Consider the following 16,451-nt stretch of genomic DNA (forward strand, 5'->3'; position numbering starts at 1 on the left):
AATCCGCAGTGAGGCGGAGCAGGGCAGCACGCAGCCGGACGGCCTCGGGCACAGAGGTGGGCGCGATTCGTTGGGAGCACGCCTACCGGCGCGGGGCGGTCGACCTCGTGCGGCGGGAGAAGGCGATGGACGGTTTCGGTGCGGGGTGGGGCCGACTATGGCCCGGACTACTGTCCACTGTTCGCCTCCTTCCGGTCGGGACGCCGTAGGTGCGGGACGCCGCAGGTGCCGTTGACACAATGACAGCTCGACACGGTGGCAACCGGCCGGATTCTACCCAGGTGGAGCACAGGCACGCCATCAGTCCAGCTCCGGGGCGGGTAAGGGCTCGAGTGGCGGCCTGCCCGGCGGGGAACCAGACTGGCTCGGACGGGCGTGTAGCCGAGTGGACGTGTCGGCATCGACGACATCGAGGAGAGACGTGAAGCTGATCAACTTCGTCCTCAACGTCATCTGGCTCATCTTTGCCGGGCTGTGGATGTCCATCCTCTACGTGCTGGCCGGCATCGTCTGCACGATTCTGATCATCACCATCCCGTGGGGCATCGCCTCGTTCCGGCTCGCCGTCTACGTGCTGTGGCCGTTCGGTCGCACCACCCGGGTACGCGACGACGCGGGCGCGCCCTCCTGCGTCGGCAACGTGGTGTGGCTGGTCTTCGCCGGGTGGTGGCTCGCGCTCGGCCACCTCACCACGAGCATCGCCCTGGCCTGCACGATCATCGGCATCCCGTTCGCCTGGGCGAACCTGAAGATGATCCCGATCTCGCTGATGCCGCTCGGCCGCGAGATCGTCTCGACCGACCAGAGGTTCGCGGGCTGGTGAGACCCCGCTGACCTTCAGTCCACGGCGCGGTCCTCGTCCTCGACGGCCGCGCGCAGGCGGCGGAACTCCGCGGCGATGCCGTCCGGCGTGTAGTGGGCGTTGAGGCCGCTCGGGTTCGGCAGCAGCCAGACCAGGGTGTCCCCGGTCGCGCCGCCCAGGCCCAGGTCCTGCGGGCCGACGGTGGCCCTGGGTCGGCCGAAGGCGGCCCGGTAGGCGCCGATGCCGAGAACCGCCAGCACGCGCGGACGCCACCGTTCCACCCGCTCGACCAGCGCCTTCCCGCCCTCCCGGTACTCCTCGGCGGTCAGCTCGTCCGCCTTGGCGGTGGTGCGGGCCACGACGTTGGTGATCCCGAGCCCGAGGCCGAGCAGCTCGTCCTGCTCCTCCGGCCGCAGTTGACGCGGCGTGAAGCCGGAGCGGTGCAGCGCCGGCCAGAAGCGGTTGCCCGGCCGGGCGAAGTGCCGGCCCGTCGCGCCGGACCACAGACCTGGGTTGATGCCGCAGAACAGCACCCGTAGATCCGGCCCGATCACGTCGGCGATGGTCGCGTCCTGCGCGGCGGCGAGCTGCTCGGCGGTCGGCTTCATGCCCCTAGTGTGCCGACCGCCTCGGGCTCCTACTGGTCCGGCTCCGTCGGGATCCACTTGCTGCCGTCGTAGGAGTAGGCCGGGTCCCCCTTGAGCCCCACGGTGCGGAACGGTCGGCCGTTGTCGTTCACGAGGTACCGGCCCTGTTGGCCTCCGCTGCTCCAGACCAGCTCCAGGTACCAGCTGACGTCCTGCTGCACCGTGCTCGCGTCCACGTCGAGCACCTGCGGGTCGGTGGCGGAGATCTGGAAGGGGAAGTTCAGCAGTTGGGAGGTCTCGCCGTTGCCCACGGTGCCCGCGACGGGCGTCGTGGCGGGGGTCGTCCGATCGAGGTCCACCGCGAACGACGCCGGGTCGAGCCCGCCGCCGCAGCCGTCGGCCGGCGTGTAGGCGAGCCCCTTCGGCGCCGGCTTCCGGCTCAGGACGTGGATGTAGGCGGCGTGCAGCACCACCGACTGGCTGCCCAGTCCCTGCGCGGTCAGCTGCAGTCGCAGGTGCCCGGCCGGGATCCCGCCGAGCGCCGACGCCCACGCCTGCGCCTGCTCCAGGGAAGGGGGCGGCGGCACCTTGCCGGGCTGTTGGTTCATCAGGAACCACTGGCCGCATTGGGTGTCCCAGTTGTCCGCCAGCACGCTCACCCGGAACGGCGTCGGGCCGCCCGGCGTCGGTGCGGCGGAGGCGGAGCCGGAGGGGCTGCCGCTCGCGGCCGGGGAGGTGGGGGACGCCGTCGCGGAGCGGGACGCGGAGACAAGGGGGCTCGCCGAAGGTGTCCCTGCCGCGCCGGTGACGCTGCGACCCGGCACGGGGGAGGAGGCGCCGACGTCCTGGGGGGCGCCGGTGCCGTGAAGGGCCAGCGGGATCGCGGCGATGGCGGCGACGGCCGCGACCGCGCCGAGTGCGAGCACGGTCCGCCGGCTCCGAGGCCGTCGGGGCGGCGCCTCCAGGAGATCCTGCCGACCAGCCTCCGGTGCGGGCTCCGGTGCGGGCTCCGGTGCGGGCTCCGGTGCGGGCACGGGGGTCGGCCCGGGCGTCGCTTCGCGCCCCGGCTCGCGGTCCGGCTCGCGCCCCGGCTCGCGGTCCGGTTCGCGGCGGGCGGCGTCCGCGAGGAGCCAGCGGCGGTGCAGCGCCACCAGCTCGTCCGGGCTCGCGCCGCACAGGCGGGCAAGGCGCTCGACCGGGGCGTAGTCGGTGGGGACCGCGGCGCCGTTGCAGTAGCGGTGCAGGGTGGAGGTGCTGACGTGCAGTCGTGCGGCGAGCTGGCCGTAGCTGCGCCCCGACCGCTCCTTGAGTTCTCGCAGCGTCGCCGCGAAATCCTCGATGTGCGTGGCCATGTCGTCCTCCCCCTCGTCCCGGACCGGCGTTCCAGGCAGTGCCATTCTCGCAGGTCAGGGCGGCAGGAACGTTCCAGCGTCCCCAACTGTCGCGAGACTGTGGCATCGGGGACGGGACGTGGACGACGGTTGCGGCAGACCGATCGACCAGCTCTCTCAGACAGCGAAGGTTTGCCGCCATGTCTCTGCGCACCCTGAAGTCCGCCCTGTCCTCCGCCGCCGTCCTCGCCCTCGGCGCGCTCGCCCTGACCGCCTGCCAGCCGGGCACGACCGGAACGGCGTCGGGCGCCTCGTCCGTGGCGGCGTCGAACCCGGCGTCCTCGAGCCCGGCCCCGGGCGGCACGGGAGTGGCTCCCGTGTCGGCGCAGTCGTCGGCGCCGTCCCACGGTGCGTCCGGCGGTACGGGCACCGGCGGCGGTGACGCGACCAGCGACAGCTACGCCTACAAGCACCCGTGCTCCGCCGGGCAGCTGTCCGTGCACGTGACCCGCCGTGCCGCCGCGCCGTCCCAGCGGGTCATCTCGGTCCGCAACACCGGGTCGCGCTCCTGCGGGCTCAGCTACTTCCCGCTCGTCTACCTGGACCAGTCCCACGCCGCGAACGCCGCCGGGGCGGTCAAGCCGCTCGTCCCGGGCGGCCTCGGCGGCGCCCCGGCCTACCCCGTCTACGCCGGCCGCACCGCCTACGCGGTCATCGACCTCGACCCGAGCGGCGCGACCTCCGGCACCGTCGCGGGCATCGACGAGCTGAACGTGCTGGCCGACGGCGACCACATGCCGAACGCCGACACGCTGAACTTCCCGCTCGGCTCCGGCGCGCTCGTCCTCAAGCCCAAGCTGGGCCTCTACGAGGCGACCGTCGCCGACGCGGTCACCTCGATGCAGTCCGCCGACACCCCGCAGTCCTGACCGGGAAAGCAGCGAGGACGGCGGCGGGAGACCCCACCACCGTCCTCGCTCTGCCCTGCCTGTCCGAGTCCTAGCGGTAGTTCACGAACTGGATCGCGAAGTCCAGGTCCTTGCCCTTGAGCAGCGCCTGGACGGCCTGCAGGTCGTCACGGCTCTTGGAGCTGACGCGCAGCTCCTCGCCCTGGACCTGCGCCTTGACGCCCTTGGGGCCCTCGTCGCGGATGATCTTGGCGATCTTCTTCGCGTTCTCCTGAGTGATGCCTTCCTCGATGGTCGCGAAGATCTTGTACTCCTTGCCGGACAGCTGCGGCTCGCCCGCGTCCAGCGACTTCAGCGAGATCCCGCGCTTCACCAGCTTGGTCTCGAACACGTCGAGGATGGCCTTGACCCGCTCCTCGCCGTTCGCCTTCATCTCGATCTTCTCGCCGGACCACTCGATGGAGGCCCCCACGTTCTTGAAGTCGAAACGCGTGGCGATCTCTCGGCCGGTCTGGTTGAGCGCGTTGTCGACCTCCTGCCGCTCGACCTTCGAAACGATGTCGAAACTGGAGTCGGCCATGATGCTTGAGTCTCCTTGATTGCTACGGGGCCCGTGCGCCGGCCCGGGCACGGTGGTCGATCCAGCCTAGCCACCCGCCTGCGCCGCCGCCTGCCCCCACACTGATCAACCGAGTGGCGAAGCACCCCCCACCATCAGGTATGGTTTACGTCGTCGGAGCGGGAGACCGCGAAGACACCATCCCTGGCGGGTTGCCCGAGCGGCCAAAGGGAGCAGACTGTAAATCTGTCGCGCAAGCTACGCAGGTTCGAACCCTGCACCCGCCACGTGGAAGACGAGAGGCCCCGGACCAGCACAACGGTCCGGGGCCTCTCGCATGTCCAATCCCCGGTGATCTCCGCCGCTCCCCGGTGTTCCCCGCTGCCCCAGGGCACGCGCGGGGCACGCTGCGACCGGGCTTGCTCGTCCAGGCTGAGGCAAGATCACACCCGGAGGGGTGTGCATGGATGTCTTGGAACTCATGGAGTGGCTGGCCGAGCACGGGTGCTCTGTCGTCTTCAAGGCGGACGGTGAGCGCTCCCGGGGCACGCGCTGGATGGTGATCGTCTCGGGCGGGGGCTTGGGGGAAGAGTCCTTCTTCCGGGTCGACCTGCCGTCCCCTGACGCCTGCCTCGCGGCCGTGCTGGACCACCTGGAGGCGGTTGGCCTCTCCCCGTTCGCCTGAGATCGGACGCGTTCCGACCCCGTTGGGCACCGCCTGCCCGACGACCTCGAGCATTCTGGCTCGCGAGGCCCGTGCTGTGGAGTGGTCGCACGGCAGTGGGCGGCCGTCACCGTGGTAGGCCCATGTGGACCCGGATCGGCAACCCCAGGGCTGCGCGGATCTTACACACGCGCAGCTGACGAGTTGCGGTTTTCCTCAATTCGACGATGCCTCAGTTACGCATCCCACTACGGTCCCTGGACATGGCGAATACCGACATTGCACTCAAAGAAGCGATGATGATCGACGGCGCCCTCGGGGTGGCCCTGGTCGACTACAACAGCGGCCTGGCTCTGGGCACTGCCGGCGGGGGACGCGAGCTGGACCTGGCTGCTGCTTCCGCAGGCAACACGGACGTCGTGCGGGCGAAGCTCCGCACGATGGAGATGCTCGGCCTGGACGGCGCGATCGAGGACATCCTCATCACGCTGACCGAGCAGTACCACATCATCCGTCCTCTCACCGCCCGGTCCGGCCAAGGCCTGTTCCTCTACCTTGCGCTGGATCGCGCGCGGGCGAATCTGGCGATGGCACGCCGAAAGCTGCACCTGATCGAGAAGGACCTGGACGTGTAATGGCGGCACCACCGCTCTACCAGGTCAAGGCCGAATTCTTCCGGCTTCTGGGCCATCCGGTTCGGATCCGAGTGCTGGAACTCCTCCAGCACGGCCCCCGCCCTGTTCGCGACTTCCTCGCGGACCTGCAGATCGAGCCCTCCACGCTCTCCCAGCACCTGGCGGTCCTGCGCCGCTCCGGGATCGTCGTGTCCTACCGCGACGGCGTGAACGTCTGCTACGAACTGGCGGGCACCGATGTGGCGGACCTGCTTGCCGCCGCGCGCCGGATCCTCACCGTCATGCTCGCCGACCGTGACCGCCTGCTCGACCAGCTGCGTGAGTCGGACGACGCCACCGCCTCAGGCCTGGCGCCAACCGCCTGAAGCGAAATCGCGACGATGGCGCCTGCGGACCTGACCGACCCTTGAGGCGGGGACGCTCTGGCGGGCAGACGAGCCGCGGTGGGGGATGCGTGGGGCCGCCCGGCCGGGCCTGGGCGGCGAGGCAGGTCAGGTGTGGTTCGGCGCGCGGTCTGCAGATCTGTCGCGCAAGCTGCGCGGGTTCGAAACCTGCACCCGCCAGGTGGAAACGAAGAGGCGCCCCATCTGTGGAAACACGGATGGGGCGCCTGCTTTTGTCCGGCCGCGGGGGTCGTGCGGTCGCAGGGGGAGTGGTAGAAAGCGACCGCACGGGCGGGAGGCGGGTCGAGCGAGGGGGCCGCATGGGCGGGGGCGTGGTGGTGATCGGGCCGGCCGCGGCTGAGGAGGTCGGGGAGGCGCTGGCTGTCTGGCAGCACTCGCACATGATCCGCCGCAACGGGCGGCCGCTGTCGCGGGCGCACGTCAGGTCCGCGTACGCGCGGATGGCCGCGCCCGGGGCGATGCTGTTGCTCGCCCGCGAGGAGGGCCGCCGGGAGGACGGCGGGCCCGGGATCATCGGGACCGTGCTGGGCGTCCAGGGGCTGGCGGACGACGGCGCGGGACCGCCGCAGCCGGGGTTGCTCCACCTCAGCCTGCTGAGCGTCGCGCCCGACCGGTGGGGCCAACGGGTGGGCCGGCGACTGATCGAGCGGGTCGTCGCCGAGGGCCGCGAGCGCGGGTTCACCGAGGCGCAGCTGTGGACGCACGCCGACAACCTGCGTGCCAACCGGCTCTATCGCGTGCTGGGTTTCCGCCGCACCGGCCGCGTGAAGATCGACGACTGGGGCGAGTTGCTCGTGCACTACCGCCGGACGCTGGGCGAGGCGTAGCCGACGGCTACGCCGGGCCCAGGGGGCGGACCTGGCGGGGGACCGCCGCCGTCGTGGTGTCGGCGTACTCGCGGACCGCGCTGGTGCGGGAGACGACGCGGCCCGCGTGCAGCACCACGCGGCTGTGACCGCCGCTCAGCGCCGCGTCGAGGCAGTCGCCGCGCAGCGCCAACAGGTCGGCGGGGCGGCCGGGTTCGACCGCACAGCCCGGCAGGCCGAGGATCGCGCGGGCAGCCGGGGCGACGGTGTCGTAGGCGGCGCGGGCGGACAGGCCCGTCGCTGCGGCAAGCAGGAACGCCGCCTCGATCGGGTCGGCGCGGCCCACCGGACGCGCGGCGTCGCGCAGCGCGCCGCTGCCGGCCGCGAGGGGGAGGCCGGACTCGGCGAGGCGTCGCGCGGTCGCCGCGTCGAACCCGCCCGGGCCGCTGGGCCCCACGCAGCAGCCGCCCTGGGGGAGGACCACGATCCCGAAGCGCGAACCCGTCCCGGTGGCGGCGCTCCCCGGTGCGGCGGCGTCGGCGAGGGTGGATACCGCGGGCGGGGGCAGCGGGCCGGCGAGCGTCAGGACCGAGCCCGGCGGCAGCGAGGACAGCAACCGGGGCCCGCCCGAGGACAGCAGCCGAGGCCCGTCGAGGTGCAGGTCGAGCGGCAGGTCGCAGGTTCCGGCCAGCTCCAGCAGGGCCGCCAGCGCCTCCTGCGGCGCCGGGGCCGCGCCGGGGCGGCCACCCAGGGCGTGGGCGCCGGCGCGCGCGGCCTGGCGCAGGAGCGCACGCTCCTCACGTCCACGATCGCCCGTCAGGTTCGGCGACGGGTCAGGCATGGCGATGATCTGAAGATCCATCAGGCCGCGCAGGTCGCGCGCCGCCGCGAGCGCGGCGTCGAGGCGGGTGAGGCCGGTCGCCGCGGAGACCAGGACGTGGGTGCGTACGGCGGTCGAGCCGTAGCCGAGGTGGGTCAGTGCCGCCTCGGTGATCCGGCGCCGCAGGTCCTCCTCCGCCTCGCCCGCCGGGACACCGCTGCTCGCCGCGCCGCCGCTCCCCGCCGGGGCACCGCTCCCCGCCGTGAGCGCCTCGTCGAGGTGGGCGTGCGGTTCGACGGGGGCGGGCAGCAGCAGGTAGCCGCTCAGGTCGAGCCGTTCCGCTGCGCGCAGGGAGCCGGCCGTGCCGACGGCCTCGATGCGGTCGCCGCTGAGGCGGACGTCCACCGTGCGGCCGTCGGCCAGGCGTGCGCCGGTCAGCAGCAGGGCGCCCGGTCCGGGCAGCACAGGCTCCGGCTCCGCTTCAGGTCCCATGCCCCGCACGCTCCCTCCGCCAAGATCGCAGACCTGTGAGCCTAGGGCGCTGCGGCCGGGCCGCAGGGGAGGCGCGTGGGGCCCGCGAGCCGCGGTGGCAATAGTCGTACCGGGGGGCCTCGATACGGATTTCACGGTTGGGCTGCGGACCGTGTAATGTCTTCCCCGTTCGCCCCTATAGCTCAGTCGGTAGAGCGTCTCCATGGTAAGGAGAAGGTCTGCGGTTCGATTCCGCATGGGGGCTCGGATGAGAGGGTTCCCCGTCGCAAGGCGGGGAACGCGATCGTCGTGGCGGTGTAGCTCAGTTGGTAGAGCAAGCGGCTCATAATCGCTGTGTCACCGGTTCAAGTCCGGTCACCGCTACCACGCCTGTAGCCGATTTTCGGGTAACAGCCCGATCGGCTATTCTTGTCTGTCTGTAACGTTGTCTGTCCCAGGAAGGCACTCCCGTGGCCGCCACTGATGTCCGTCCGAAGATCACGCTGGCGTGCGTGGAGTGCAAGGAGCGGAACTACATCACCAAGAAGAACCGGCGTAACGACCCGGACCGTCTTGAGATGAAGAAGCACTGCCCCCGCTGCAACGCTCACACGGCGCACCGCGAGACCCGCTGACGTTTGAGGCCGCAAGGCCCCAGGGTCGGTCTCGTGCCGATGGTTTTCAACGAAGGCCGCTCCCACTTGCTGGGGGCGGCCTTCGTCGTTCCCGCCCAGCTCACCTGCCCAGCTCACCCCACCGATGCCAGGAGTCAGCATGCCGCTGGACCCCGCCTTCGTCGGGCGGTCGTACCCGCCCACCCCGGCCTACGAGGTCGGCCGCGAGAAGATCCGCGAGTTCGCCGAGGCGGTCGGGGACGCCAACCGCGCCTACGTGGACGCCGAGGCCGCCAAGGCGCTCGGCCACCCGGACGTGATCGCTCCGCCGACCTTCCCGTTCGTGATCACCTACCGCGCCGCCGCGCAGGTGGTCCAGGACCCGGAGCTCGGCCTGGACTTCACCCGCGTGGTCCACGGTGACCAGCGCTTCGTCTACACGCGCCCGGTCCGGGCCGGTGACCGGCTGAGTGTGACCTGCGTCATCGACTCCATCAAGTCGCTGGCCGGCAACGACGTCCTCTCCGTCCGCGGCGAGGTGCACGACGAGAGCGGTGAGCACGTGGTGACCGCCCACATGACGCTGGTCGCCCGCGCGGCCGAGGGGGAGTGAGGAGCGAGATGAGCGCGAGCATCGACTACGACGAGGTCGAGGTCGGCACGGAGCTGCCGGCGCAGACGTTCCCGGTGTCCCGGGCCACGCTGGTGCAGTACGCGGGGGCGTCGGGCGACTTCAACCCGATCCACTGGAACGAGACCTTCGCCAAGGCCGTCGGCCTGCCGGACGTGATCGCCCACGGCATGTTCACCATGGCCGAGGCGGTCCGCGTGGTCACCGACTGGGTCGTGGACCCGGGTGCGGTGGTCGAGTACGGCGTCCGCTTCACCAAGCCGGTGGTCGTGCCGAACGACGCGACCGGTGCTGTGATTGAGGTCACCGGCAAGGTGGCGGCCAAGCTGGACGACCGCCGGGTGCGGGTGGACCTCGTCGCGACCAGCGACGGGCAGAAGGTGCTGGGCATGTCCCGGGCCGTGGTCCAGCTGGTCTGAGATTCACCGCACATCTCCTCTTGCGTAGTTAGTAATCAACCACTAACTTTGAGGGCATGGCGAAGGCGAGCATGCGGATGAGCGCGGAGGAGCGACGCGAGAGCGTCATCCGCGCCGCCATGGTCGAGTTCGCCGACCACGGCTACAACGGCACCTCGACCGCGGCGATCGCTCGCCGGGTCGGGGTGTCGCAGCCGTACCTGTTCCGGCTCTTCGAGAACAAGCGGGCTCTTTTCGAGGCCGTCGTCCGCCGCTGCATGGAGGAGATCAAGCAGAGCTTCATCGAGGCGGCGGAGGGCAAGACCGGCGAAGAGGCCCGCGAGGCCATGGGTGACGCGTACTTCCGGCTGATCGAGGACCGGTCGCGGCTCCTCATGCAGCTCCAGATGTACGTCTCCACGGCGGCCGCCGAGGCCGCCGGGGACCGGGCGGTGGGCGAGGCGGTCCGTGCGCTGTGGACGGACATGTGGGACTCGGTGGCCGTCGCCTCCGGCTCGACGCCGGAGGAGATCACCGACTTCTTCGCCTATGGAATGCTGATCAACAACCTGGTGGCCATGGGCTTTCCGCTGGAGCACCGCATGTGGCAGGGCTTCGGCTGGGACCAGGTCAAGAAGGGGATCTGCACCACGAAGGGGACCTGAGAGCGCCGGCGCCTGCCGCCGGTGTGTTTTTTTGAACGTCAAAGTTATTGATCGATCACTACAATCTGCGCCTGGGGGACATCATGCGCAAGATCAGCCCGGCCGTCTGGGCCTTCGTCGTCACCAGCACCGCCGGCTTCATGGCGGCACTCGACAACCTCGTCGTCACCACCGCCCTGCCCTCCATCCGGGCCCACCTCGGCGGCGGCATCACCGACCTCGAATGGACCGTCAACGCCTACACGCTGACCTTCGCCGTGCTGCTGATGCTCGGCGCAGCGCTCGGCGACCGGTTCGGCCGCCGACGGGTCTTCACCGTCGGGTTGACGCTGTTCACCCTCTCCTCGTTGGCCGCCGCGCTCGCCCCGAACATCGGCGCGTTGGTCGGTGCGCGCGCCGCCCAGGGCGTCGGCGCGGCGCTGCTCACCCCGGTCAGCCTGACCCTGCTCACCGCCGCCGTCCCGGCCGCCCGGCGTGGGCTCGCCTTCGGCGCCTGGGGGGCGGTCAACGGCATGGCCGTCGCGATGGGCCCGCTCATCGGCGGCACCATCGTCGAGCACCTCTCCTGGCAGTGGATCTTCGCGCTCAACGTGCCGATCGGCCTCGCCCTGCTGCCGCTGGCCCGCCTGCGGCTGACCGAGTCCCACGGACCGAACAGCCGACTCGACGTGGTGGGCACCGCTCTGGCCAGCGCCGGACTCTTCGGCATCGTCTACGGACTGATCCGCGGCAACTCCGACGGGTGGACCAGCGCCCCCGTGCTCGCCGGACTCGCCGCCGGTGGCGCGCTGCTGGTCTCCTTCGTCGTCTGGGAGTCCCGGACCGCCACCCCGCTGCTGCCGCTGCGCCTCTTCCGCAACCGCACCTTCTCGGCCGTCAACGGCGCCTCGATACTGATGTCGCTCGGCATGTTCGGCTCGATCTTCCTGCTCAGCCAGTTCCTCCAGAACGTCCAGGGCTACAGCCCGATGACGGCAGGCGTGCGGATGCTGCCGTGGACCGGCATGCCGATGATCGTCGCCCCGCTCGCCGGACTGCTCGTCGACCGCATCGGCGGCCGGGTCGTCGTCGCCCTGGGCCTGGCGCTGCAGGCCACCGGGCTGGCCTGGTTCGCGCTGATCGTCTCCCCGCACGTGAGCTACGCCGCACAGGTCCCGCCGCTGGTCATCTCCGGGACCGGCATGGCGCTCTTCTTCGCCCCGGTCGCGGCCGTGCTGATGGGCTCCGTCCGGCCGCAGGAGCAGGGCGTGGCCTCCGGCGCCAACAACGCGCTGCGCGAGGTCGGCGGCGCACTCGGAGTGGCCGTGCTGACGTCGGTCTTCACCGCCCACGGCAGCTACGCCAGCGGCCAGAGCTACGTGAACGGCCTGACCCCGGCACTGTGGGTGGGATCCGCGGCCATCGGGCTCGCCACCCTCGCGATGCTCACCGCGCCCCGCCGCTCCCGGGCCCGGGCCCTCGTGGCGGCCGGGACCGCGCAGCCGGTCGCGCAGGGAACGGTCGGGGACGGAGAGGTCGTGGACGGCGCAGCCACCCCGGTCGGCTGACGGACGCGTCCGCGCGGGCCCGTAGGCTGGACCCCGTGCAGGAACTCCATGACGCGCCCCTGGCCCCCCTGACCACGCTGCGGATCGGCGGCCCCGCCGCCCGGCTGGTGACGGCGACGACCGACGACGAGGTCGTCGCCGTCGTCCGTGCCGCCGACGCGGCGGGCGAGCCGCTGCTGGTCCTCGGCGGCGGCAGCAACCTGGTGATCGGCGACGCCGGTTTCCCCGGCACCGTGCTGCGTGTCGCGACACGGGGCTTCGAGTTGGACGGCACCCGGCTCACCGTCGCGGCCGGCGAGGTCTGGACGCAGGTCGTGGACCGCGCCGTCCTCGATCACGGGCTGGCCGGCATCGAGTTCCTGGCCGGCATCCCCGGCTCGGCCGGGGCCACGCCGGTGCAGAACGTCGGCGCCTACGGCCAGGAGGTCGCCGACACGATCACCGAGGTCGTCGTCCACGACCGCCGGTCGGGGGAGACCCTGACCGTCCCGGCCGCCGACTGCGGATTCGCCTACCGGCACAGCCGGTTCAAGGCCGAGCCCGACCGCTACGTGGTGCTGCGGGTCGTCTTCGAGCTCCAGGACGCCGACGGGGCGTCCACCCCGGTCCGCTACGCCGAGGCGGCCCGCACACTGGGCGTCGCCCAGGGCGAGCGTGCGGAGCTGCGCGCGGCCCGCGAGGCGGTGCTGAAGCTGAGGGCCGGCAAGGGCATGGTGCTGGACCCGGAGGACCACGACAGCTGGTCGGCGGGGTCCTTCTTCACCAACCCGATCCTCACCGACGCCGAGCACGCCGCCTTCCTGCAGCGTGTCGCCGAGCGCCTCGGCGCCGACGTCGAGCCGCCCGCCTACCCGGCGGGGGAGGGCCTGGTGAAGACCTCGGCCGCCTGGCTGATCGACAAGGCCGGCTTCACCAAGGGCTACGGCAGCGGTCCGGCGCGCCTCTCCGGCAAGCACACCCTGGCTCTCACCAACCGTGGCGACGCCACCGCCGCCGACCTGCTGGCGCTCGCCCGCGAGGTCCGCGACGGCGTCGCGTCGGCCTTCGGCGTGACGCTGGTGAACGAGCCCGTCATGGTGGGCGTCGAGCTGTAGCGGCGGGCCCCCGCGCGGGGTCGGACCGTGGGTCGGACCCGGGGTCGGACCGTGGGTCGGGCCAAGGTCGAGCCGGGGGTGGAGCCTGCACCACCCCCGTTTCGGGCTTCCGCGCTACCGCGCCGGGCGCCGCGCGTCGCGACGATGAGTGGCATGACTCCTCGCGTGCGGCCCCGCGCCGCCTTCCTCGCCGCACCGCTGCTGCTCGCCGCCTACGGCGCGATCCGGCTCGGCAGCCACCACCGGGCCCCGAGCCTCGGCTGGACGCTCGGGCACGTCTGCTTCCTGCTCTCGCTCCTGGCCTTCGCGCCGGTGCTGATCGAGCTCTCCCGCCACGCCACCCGCCCGTGGCTGGGCCGACTGCTGCTGGCCCTGGCCCAGGTCGGGCTGGTCGGCATGGCGGGCCAGGCCGCCGTCGACCTGTGGGCCGGGGCGGTCGCCGCCGACCGGCCCGGCATGGGCGCCGTCTACGACCGCGTCGACGCGGTGCCCGGCCTGCACGCCTGGTTCTACTCCGCGGGGCCGACCGACTTCGTGCTGGGGCTTGTCGCACTGGCGGCCTGCGCCGCCTACGGCGCCGGACCGCGGGCGCTCGCGCGCTGGGCGCCGCCCGTGCTGCTGCTGGGGATGCTGCTCGGCACCGCCGACCTGGACCTGCTGTCCGCCGGTGCGGCGCTGGTCGCCCTCGCCCTCGTCGCGCCGCCGGCCCGTGCCCGCCGCGCCCCCGCCGACTCCCGCGCCGACTCCTACGCGGGCTGCTCCAACCAGGCGTCCACGTCGGCCAGCAGCCGCGTGCGCACCGGCTCGGGCGCAAGCGAGCCCCGCACGGACTGGCGGGCCAGTTCCGCCAACTCCTCGTCCGTGAATCCGTGGTGACGACGCGCCACCTCGTACTGCGCGGCCAGGCGCGAGCCGAACAGCAGCGGGTCGTCCGCGCCCAGCGCCAGCGGCACGCCCGCCTCGAAGAGGCGCCGCAGCGGGACGTCCTCGGGCCGCTCGTACACCCCGAGGGCCACGTTGGACGCCGGGCAGACCTCGCAGGTCACCTGGGCGTCGGCCAGCCGCCGCATCAACTCCGGGCTCTCCGCGGCCCGCACGCCGTGACCGATCCGTCGCGCGCCGAGATCGTCCAGGCAGGACCTGATGCTCTCCGGCCCCGCGAGCTCGCCCCCGTGCGGCGCGGCCAGCAGGCCGGCCTCGGTGGCGATCCGGAACGCGCGGTCGAAGTCCCGGGCCATCCCCCGGCGTTCGTCGTTCGAGAGACCGAACCCGATCACGCCCTGGTCCGCGTAGCGCACGGCGAGACGGGCGAGGGTCCGGGCGTCGAGCGGGTGCTTCATCCGGTTCGCGGCCACCAGCACGCGCATCCCCACGCCGGAGCGGCGTGAGGCGTCGTCCACGGCGTCCAGGATCAGTTCGAGCGCGGGGATCAGCCCGCCGAGACGGGGCGCGTAGGAGGTCGGGTCGACCTGGATCTCCAGCCAGCCCGAGCCGTCGGCCTTCTCGTCCTCGGCGGCCTCCAGGACGAGACGGCGGATGTCGTCCTCGTCCTGCAGGCAGTTGCGGGCGGCGTCGTACAGCCGCTGGAAGCGGAACCAGCCGCGCTCGTCGGTGGCGCGGAGCTTCGGGGGTTCGGCACTGATCAACGCCTCGGGGAGGCGGACACCGTGCTTGTCGGCGAGCTCCAGCAGCGTCGCGGGACGCATGGAGCCGGTGAAGTGCAGGTGCAGGTGCGCCTTCGGCAGCAGCCGGACATCGCGGGGGGCGGAAGGCAGCGTCGATGGACGGGACGGGGCAAGGACCTGTTCCATTCACAGATCCTACCGGGAGGCGTGAGCCTCAAGGGGCGCGAGGAACTGCGCGACAAGCCACCCACGGCCTTGAGATCCCGAGCAGACAGGGCCATCCGCCTGGAGTGGGTTGCTCGCGCAGTTCCTCGCGCCCCTGAAGAAGCCCTACCTCGCTTCGGCCAGCAGCTTCTGGATACGGCTGACGCCCTCGACCAGGTCGTCGTCGCCCAGCGCGTAGCTGAGCCGCAGGTAGCCGGGGGTGCCGAAGGCCTCGCCCGGGACGACCGCGACCTCGGCCTCGTCCAGGATCAGCGCGGCCAGCTCCGCCGAGGTGGTGGGGCGCTTGCCGCGGATCTCGCGGCCCAGCAGGCCCTTGACCGACGGGTAGGCGTAGAACGCGCCCTCCGGCTCGGGGCAGAGCACGCCGTCGATCTCGTTCAGCATCGCCACGATCGTGCGGCGGCGACGGTCGAAGGCGACCTTCATCTCGTCGACCGCGGACAGGTCACCCGCGACCGCGGCCAGCGCGGCCCGCTGGGCCACGTTGGAGACGTTGGAGGTGGCGTGCGACTGCAGGTTGGCGGCCGCCTTGACGACGTCCTGCGGGCCGATGACCCACCCGACGCGCCAGCCCGTCATCGCGTAGGTCTTGGCGACGCCGTTGACGACGATGCACTTGTCCGCCAGCTCCGGGACCACGACCGGGAGGGAGACGAACTCCGCGTCGCCGTAGACGAGGTGCTCGTAGATCTCGTCCGTCAGCACCCACAGGCCGTGCTCGGCCGCCCAGCGGCCGACCGCCTCGACCTCGGCGCGGGTGTAGACCGCGCCCGTCGGATTGGAGGGGGAGACGAAGAGCAGCACCTTGGTGTTCTCGGTGCGCGCGGCCTCCAACTGCTCGACGGAGACCTTGTACCCGGTGGTCTCGTCGGCCACGACCTCGACCGCGACGCCGCCCGCGAGCTGGATCGACTCGGGGTAGGTGGTCCAGTACGGAGCCGGCACGATCACCTCGTCGCCCGGGTCCAGGATCGCGGCGAAGGCCTCGTAGATGGCCTGCTTGCCGCCGTTGGTGACGAGCACCTGTGAGGCGTCCACGGCCCAGCCGGAGTCGCGCAGCGTCTTCGCGGCGATGGCGGACTTCAGCTCCGGCAGGCCGCCGGCGGGGGTGTAGCGGTGGTTCTTCGGGTCGCGGCAGGCGGCCACGGCCTCCTCGACGATGTAGTCGGGCGTCGGGAAGTCGGGCTCGCCCGCACCGAAGCCGATCACCGGGCGCCCGGCGGCCTTGAGGGCCTTCGCCTTGGCGTCGACGGCGAGCGTGGCGGACTCCGCGATGGCGCCGACGCGGGCCGAGACCCGGCGGTCGGCGGGGCGGACAGATGCGTCAGGGGTGGGGGAGGCAGTGCTCATGTCGGCATGCTCGCAGAAGGCTCCGGGCCGGGTCGTGGCGTTTCGGGATGCGACCCGAACGGGCCCGAGCTGCGGAACTCATTCGACGCGCGGGCCCTCCACCCCCTACACTCAACCCTCGTTGGAAGCCCTTCCGACGGCACGCCAAAGCGCAGTCAGCTGCACCGGCCGCGATGCTGTAGGTTGGGTCTGCGAGTCCGCACCACGGGCTCAAAGGGCTATAGCTCAATTGGTAGAGCACCGGTCTCCAAAACCGGCGGTTGGGGGTTCAAGTCCCTCTGGCCCTGCTGTCCGCTCTGTCGAAATCCTTGGACA

At 71.9% G+C, this 16,451-nt stretch carries 18 protein-coding genes and 4 tRNA genes; 16 read left to right on the plus strand and 6 right to left on the minus strand.

All coding sequences use genetic code 11. The features are described 5' to 3' along the window. Window positions 1-421 precede the first annotated feature (421 nt). On the plus strand, window positions 422-823 hold the full coding sequence (locus BMY61_RS11895; protein ID WP_042451692.1) for a YccF domain-containing protein: 402 nt from the start codon (window positions 422-424) through the stop codon (window positions 821-823). Window positions 824-837: 14 nt separating this feature from the next. Here BMY61_RS11895 and mug read toward each other — a convergent pair whose 3' ends face one another. Next, window positions 838-1,410, minus strand: coding sequence for a G/U mismatch-specific DNA glycosylase (gene mug / locus BMY61_RS11900; protein ID WP_042451695.1), 573 nt, complete (start codon window positions 1,408-1,410; stop codon window positions 838-840). 29 nt (window positions 1,411-1,439) lie between these two features. Continuing rightward, complete coding sequence (locus BMY61_RS11905; protein ID WP_075003866.1) at window positions 1,440-2,741, minus strand: helix-turn-helix domain-containing protein; 1,302 nt, start codon at window positions 2,739-2,741, stop codon at window positions 1,440-1,442. Window positions 2,742-2,920: 179 nt separating this feature from the next. Here BMY61_RS11905 and BMY61_RS11910 point away from each other — a divergent pair, with 179 nt between their 5' ends. Then, on the plus strand, window positions 2,921-3,649 hold the full coding sequence (locus BMY61_RS11910; RefSeq protein ID WP_052438969.1) for a DUF4232 domain-containing protein: 729 nt from the start codon (window positions 2,921-2,923) through the stop codon (window positions 3,647-3,649). 70 nt (window positions 3,650-3,719) lie between these two features. Here the strand turns inward: BMY61_RS11910 and BMY61_RS11915 are convergent, their stop codons facing one another. Then, window positions 3,720-4,208, minus strand: coding sequence for a YajQ family cyclic di-GMP-binding protein (locus BMY61_RS11915; RefSeq protein ID WP_042451699.1), 489 nt, complete (start codon window positions 4,206-4,208; stop codon window positions 3,720-3,722). Between the two features lie 185 nt (window positions 4,209-4,393). Between BMY61_RS11915 and BMY61_RS11920 the strand changes: the two genes are divergently transcribed. From BMY61_RS11920 to BMY61_RS11940, 5 genes are all read left to right on the plus strand, one after another. Continuing rightward, window positions 4,394-4,474, plus strand: a tRNA-Tyr gene (locus tag BMY61_RS11920). A gap of 176 nt (window positions 4,475-4,650) precedes the next feature. Further along, complete coding sequence (locus BMY61_RS11925) at window positions 4,651-4,872, plus strand: hypothetical protein (RefSeq protein WP_042451701.1); 222 nt, start codon at window positions 4,651-4,653, stop codon at window positions 4,870-4,872. Between the two features lie 242 nt (window positions 4,873-5,114). Continuing rightward, a complete protein-coding gene (locus tag BMY61_RS11930) occupies window positions 5,115-5,486 on the plus strand; it encodes a hypothetical protein (RefSeq protein WP_042451704.1) in 372 nt (123 codons plus the stop codon). Further along, window positions 5,486-5,851, plus strand: coding sequence for an ArsR/SmtB family transcription factor (locus tag BMY61_RS11935; protein ID WP_042451706.1), 366 nt, complete (start codon window positions 5,486-5,488; stop codon window positions 5,849-5,851). Before BMY61_RS11930 ends, BMY61_RS11935 begins: the two co-directional genes overlap by 1 nt. A gap of 338 nt (window positions 5,852-6,189) precedes the next feature. Next, a complete protein-coding gene (locus tag BMY61_RS11940) occupies window positions 6,190-6,717 on the plus strand; it encodes a GNAT family N-acetyltransferase (protein WP_052438970.1) in 528 nt (175 codons plus the stop codon). 7 nt (window positions 6,718-6,724) lie between these two features. Here BMY61_RS11940 and BMY61_RS11945 read toward each other — a convergent pair whose 3' ends face one another. Next, entirely contained in the window at window positions 6,725-8,008 is a 1,284-nt protein-coding gene (locus tag BMY61_RS11945) for an amidohydrolase family protein (RefSeq protein WP_042451707.1), read from the minus strand. Window positions 8,009-8,179: 171 nt separating this feature from the next. On the opposite strand from BMY61_RS11945, the gene BMY61_RS11950 reads away from it, so the two are divergent. The 8 genes from BMY61_RS11950 to BMY61_RS11985 all read left to right on the plus strand — a co-directional run bounded on the left by BMY61_RS11950 (window position 8,180) and on the right by BMY61_RS11985 (window position 12,936). Then, window positions 8,180-8,252: transfer RNA gene (locus tag BMY61_RS11950), tRNA-Thr, on the plus strand. Between the two features lie 46 nt (window positions 8,253-8,298). Next, window positions 8,299-8,374, plus strand: a tRNA-Met gene (locus BMY61_RS11955). Window positions 8,375-8,457: 83 nt separating this feature from the next. Continuing rightward, window positions 8,458-8,622 (plus strand): 50S ribosomal protein L33, encoded by a 165-nt coding sequence (rpmG, locus tag BMY61_RS11960; RefSeq protein ID WP_004571794.1) that lies wholly within the window; start codon window positions 8,458-8,460, stop codon window positions 8,620-8,622. 139 nt (window positions 8,623-8,761) lie between these two features. After that, window positions 8,762-9,214 carry a MaoC family dehydratase N-terminal domain-containing protein gene (locus BMY61_RS11965; protein ID WP_042451709.1) on the plus strand — a complete coding sequence of 151 codons (453 nt, stop codon included), beginning with the start codon at window positions 8,762-8,764 and terminating at the stop codon, window positions 9,212-9,214. A gap of 8 nt (window positions 9,215-9,222) precedes the next feature. Then, complete coding sequence (locus tag BMY61_RS11970) at window positions 9,223-9,651, plus strand: MaoC family dehydratase (RefSeq protein ID WP_042451711.1); 429 nt, start codon at window positions 9,223-9,225, stop codon at window positions 9,649-9,651. Window positions 9,652-9,707: 56 nt separating this feature from the next. After that, window positions 9,708-10,295 (plus strand): TetR/AcrR family transcriptional regulator, encoded by a 588-nt coding sequence (locus BMY61_RS11975; RefSeq protein ID WP_236656197.1) that lies wholly within the window; start codon window positions 9,708-9,710, stop codon window positions 10,293-10,295. An 83-nt stretch (window positions 10,296-10,378) separates the two neighbouring features. After that, a complete protein-coding gene (locus BMY61_RS11980; protein ID WP_042451897.1) occupies window positions 10,379-11,842 on the plus strand; it encodes a DHA2 family efflux MFS transporter permease subunit in 1,464 nt (487 codons plus the stop codon). Between the two features lie 26 nt (window positions 11,843-11,868). Continuing rightward, window positions 11,869-12,936 carry a UDP-N-acetylmuramate dehydrogenase gene (locus BMY61_RS11985; RefSeq protein ID WP_082015253.1) on the plus strand — a complete coding sequence of 356 codons (1,068 nt, stop codon included), beginning with the start codon at window positions 11,869-11,871 and terminating at the stop codon, window positions 12,934-12,936. 746 nt (window positions 12,937-13,682) lie between these two features. On the opposite strand, the gene BMY61_RS11990 is transcribed toward BMY61_RS11985, so the two are convergent. After that, a complete protein-coding gene (locus BMY61_RS11990) occupies window positions 13,683-14,747 on the minus strand; it encodes an adenosine deaminase (protein WP_082015244.1) in 1,065 nt (354 codons plus the stop codon). Window positions 14,748-14,891: 144 nt separating this feature from the next. Then, window positions 14,892-16,136 carry a pyridoxal phosphate-dependent aminotransferase gene (locus BMY61_RS11995; RefSeq protein WP_042451716.1) on the minus strand — a complete coding sequence of 415 codons (1,245 nt, stop codon included), beginning with the start codon at window positions 16,134-16,136 and terminating at the stop codon, window positions 14,892-14,894. A gap of 214 nt (window positions 16,137-16,350) precedes the next feature. On the opposite strand from BMY61_RS11995, the gene BMY61_RS12000 reads away from it, so the two are divergent. Beyond that, a tRNA-Trp gene (locus BMY61_RS12000) sits at window positions 16,351-16,423 on the plus strand. Window positions 16,424-16,451 lie beyond the last annotated feature (28 nt).

The sequence above is a fragment of the Streptacidiphilus jiangxiensis genome (genome assembly GCF_900109465.1).
GTDB lineage: Bacteria > Actinomycetota > Actinomycetes > Streptomycetales > Streptomycetaceae > Streptacidiphilus > Streptacidiphilus jiangxiensis.

Coding starts and splice junctions, on each gene's coding strand:
- mug (WP_042451695.1), bottom strand. CDS start 1,410: ATGAAGCCGACCGCCGAGCAGCTCGCCGCCGCGCAGGACGCGACCATC.
- BMY61_RS11975 (WP_236656197.1), top strand. CDS start 9,708: ATGGCGAAGGCGAGCATGCGGATGAGCGCGGAGGAGCGACGCGAGAGC.
- BMY61_RS11905 (WP_075003866.1), bottom strand. CDS start 2,741: ATGGCCACGCACATCGAGGATTTCGCGGCGACGCTGCGAGAACTCAAG.
- BMY61_RS11930 (WP_042451704.1), top strand. CDS start 5,115: ATGGCGAATACCGACATTGCACTCAAAGAAGCGATGATGATCGACGGC.
- BMY61_RS11980 (WP_042451897.1), top strand. CDS start 10,379: ATGCGCAAGATCAGCCCGGCCGTCTGGGCCTTCGTCGTCACCAGCACC.
- BMY61_RS11935 (WP_042451706.1), top strand. CDS start 5,486: ATGGCGGCACCACCGCTCTACCAGGTCAAGGCCGAATTCTTCCGGCTT.
- BMY61_RS11925 (WP_042451701.1), top strand. CDS start 4,651: ATGGATGTCTTGGAACTCATGGAGTGGCTGGCCGAGCACGGGTGCTCT.
- BMY61_RS11910 (WP_052438969.1), top strand. CDS start 2,921: ATGTCTCTGCGCACCCTGAAGTCCGCCCTGTCCTCCGCCGCCGTCCTC.
- BMY61_RS11970 (WP_042451711.1), top strand. CDS start 9,223: ATGAGCGCGAGCATCGACTACGACGAGGTCGAGGTCGGCACGGAGCTG.
- BMY61_RS11915 (WP_042451699.1), bottom strand. CDS start 4,208: ATGGCCGACTCCAGTTTCGACATCGTTTCGAAGGTCGAGCGGCAGGAG.
- BMY61_RS11945 (WP_042451707.1), bottom strand. CDS start 8,008: ATGGGACCTGAAGCGGAGCCGGAGCCTGTGCTGCCCGGACCGGGCGCC.
- BMY61_RS11995 (WP_042451716.1), bottom strand. CDS start 16,136: ATGAGCACTGCCTCCCCCACCCCTGACGCATCTGTCCGCCCCGCCGAC.
- BMY61_RS11965 (WP_042451709.1), top strand. CDS start 8,762: ATGCCGCTGGACCCCGCCTTCGTCGGGCGGTCGTACCCGCCCACCCCG.
- BMY61_RS11940 (WP_052438970.1), top strand. CDS start 6,190: ATGGGCGGGGGCGTGGTGGTGATCGGGCCGGCCGCGGCTGAGGAGGTC.
- BMY61_RS11990 (WP_082015244.1), bottom strand. CDS start 14,747: ATGGAACAGGTCCTTGCCCCGTCCCGTCCATCGACGCTGCCTTCCGCC.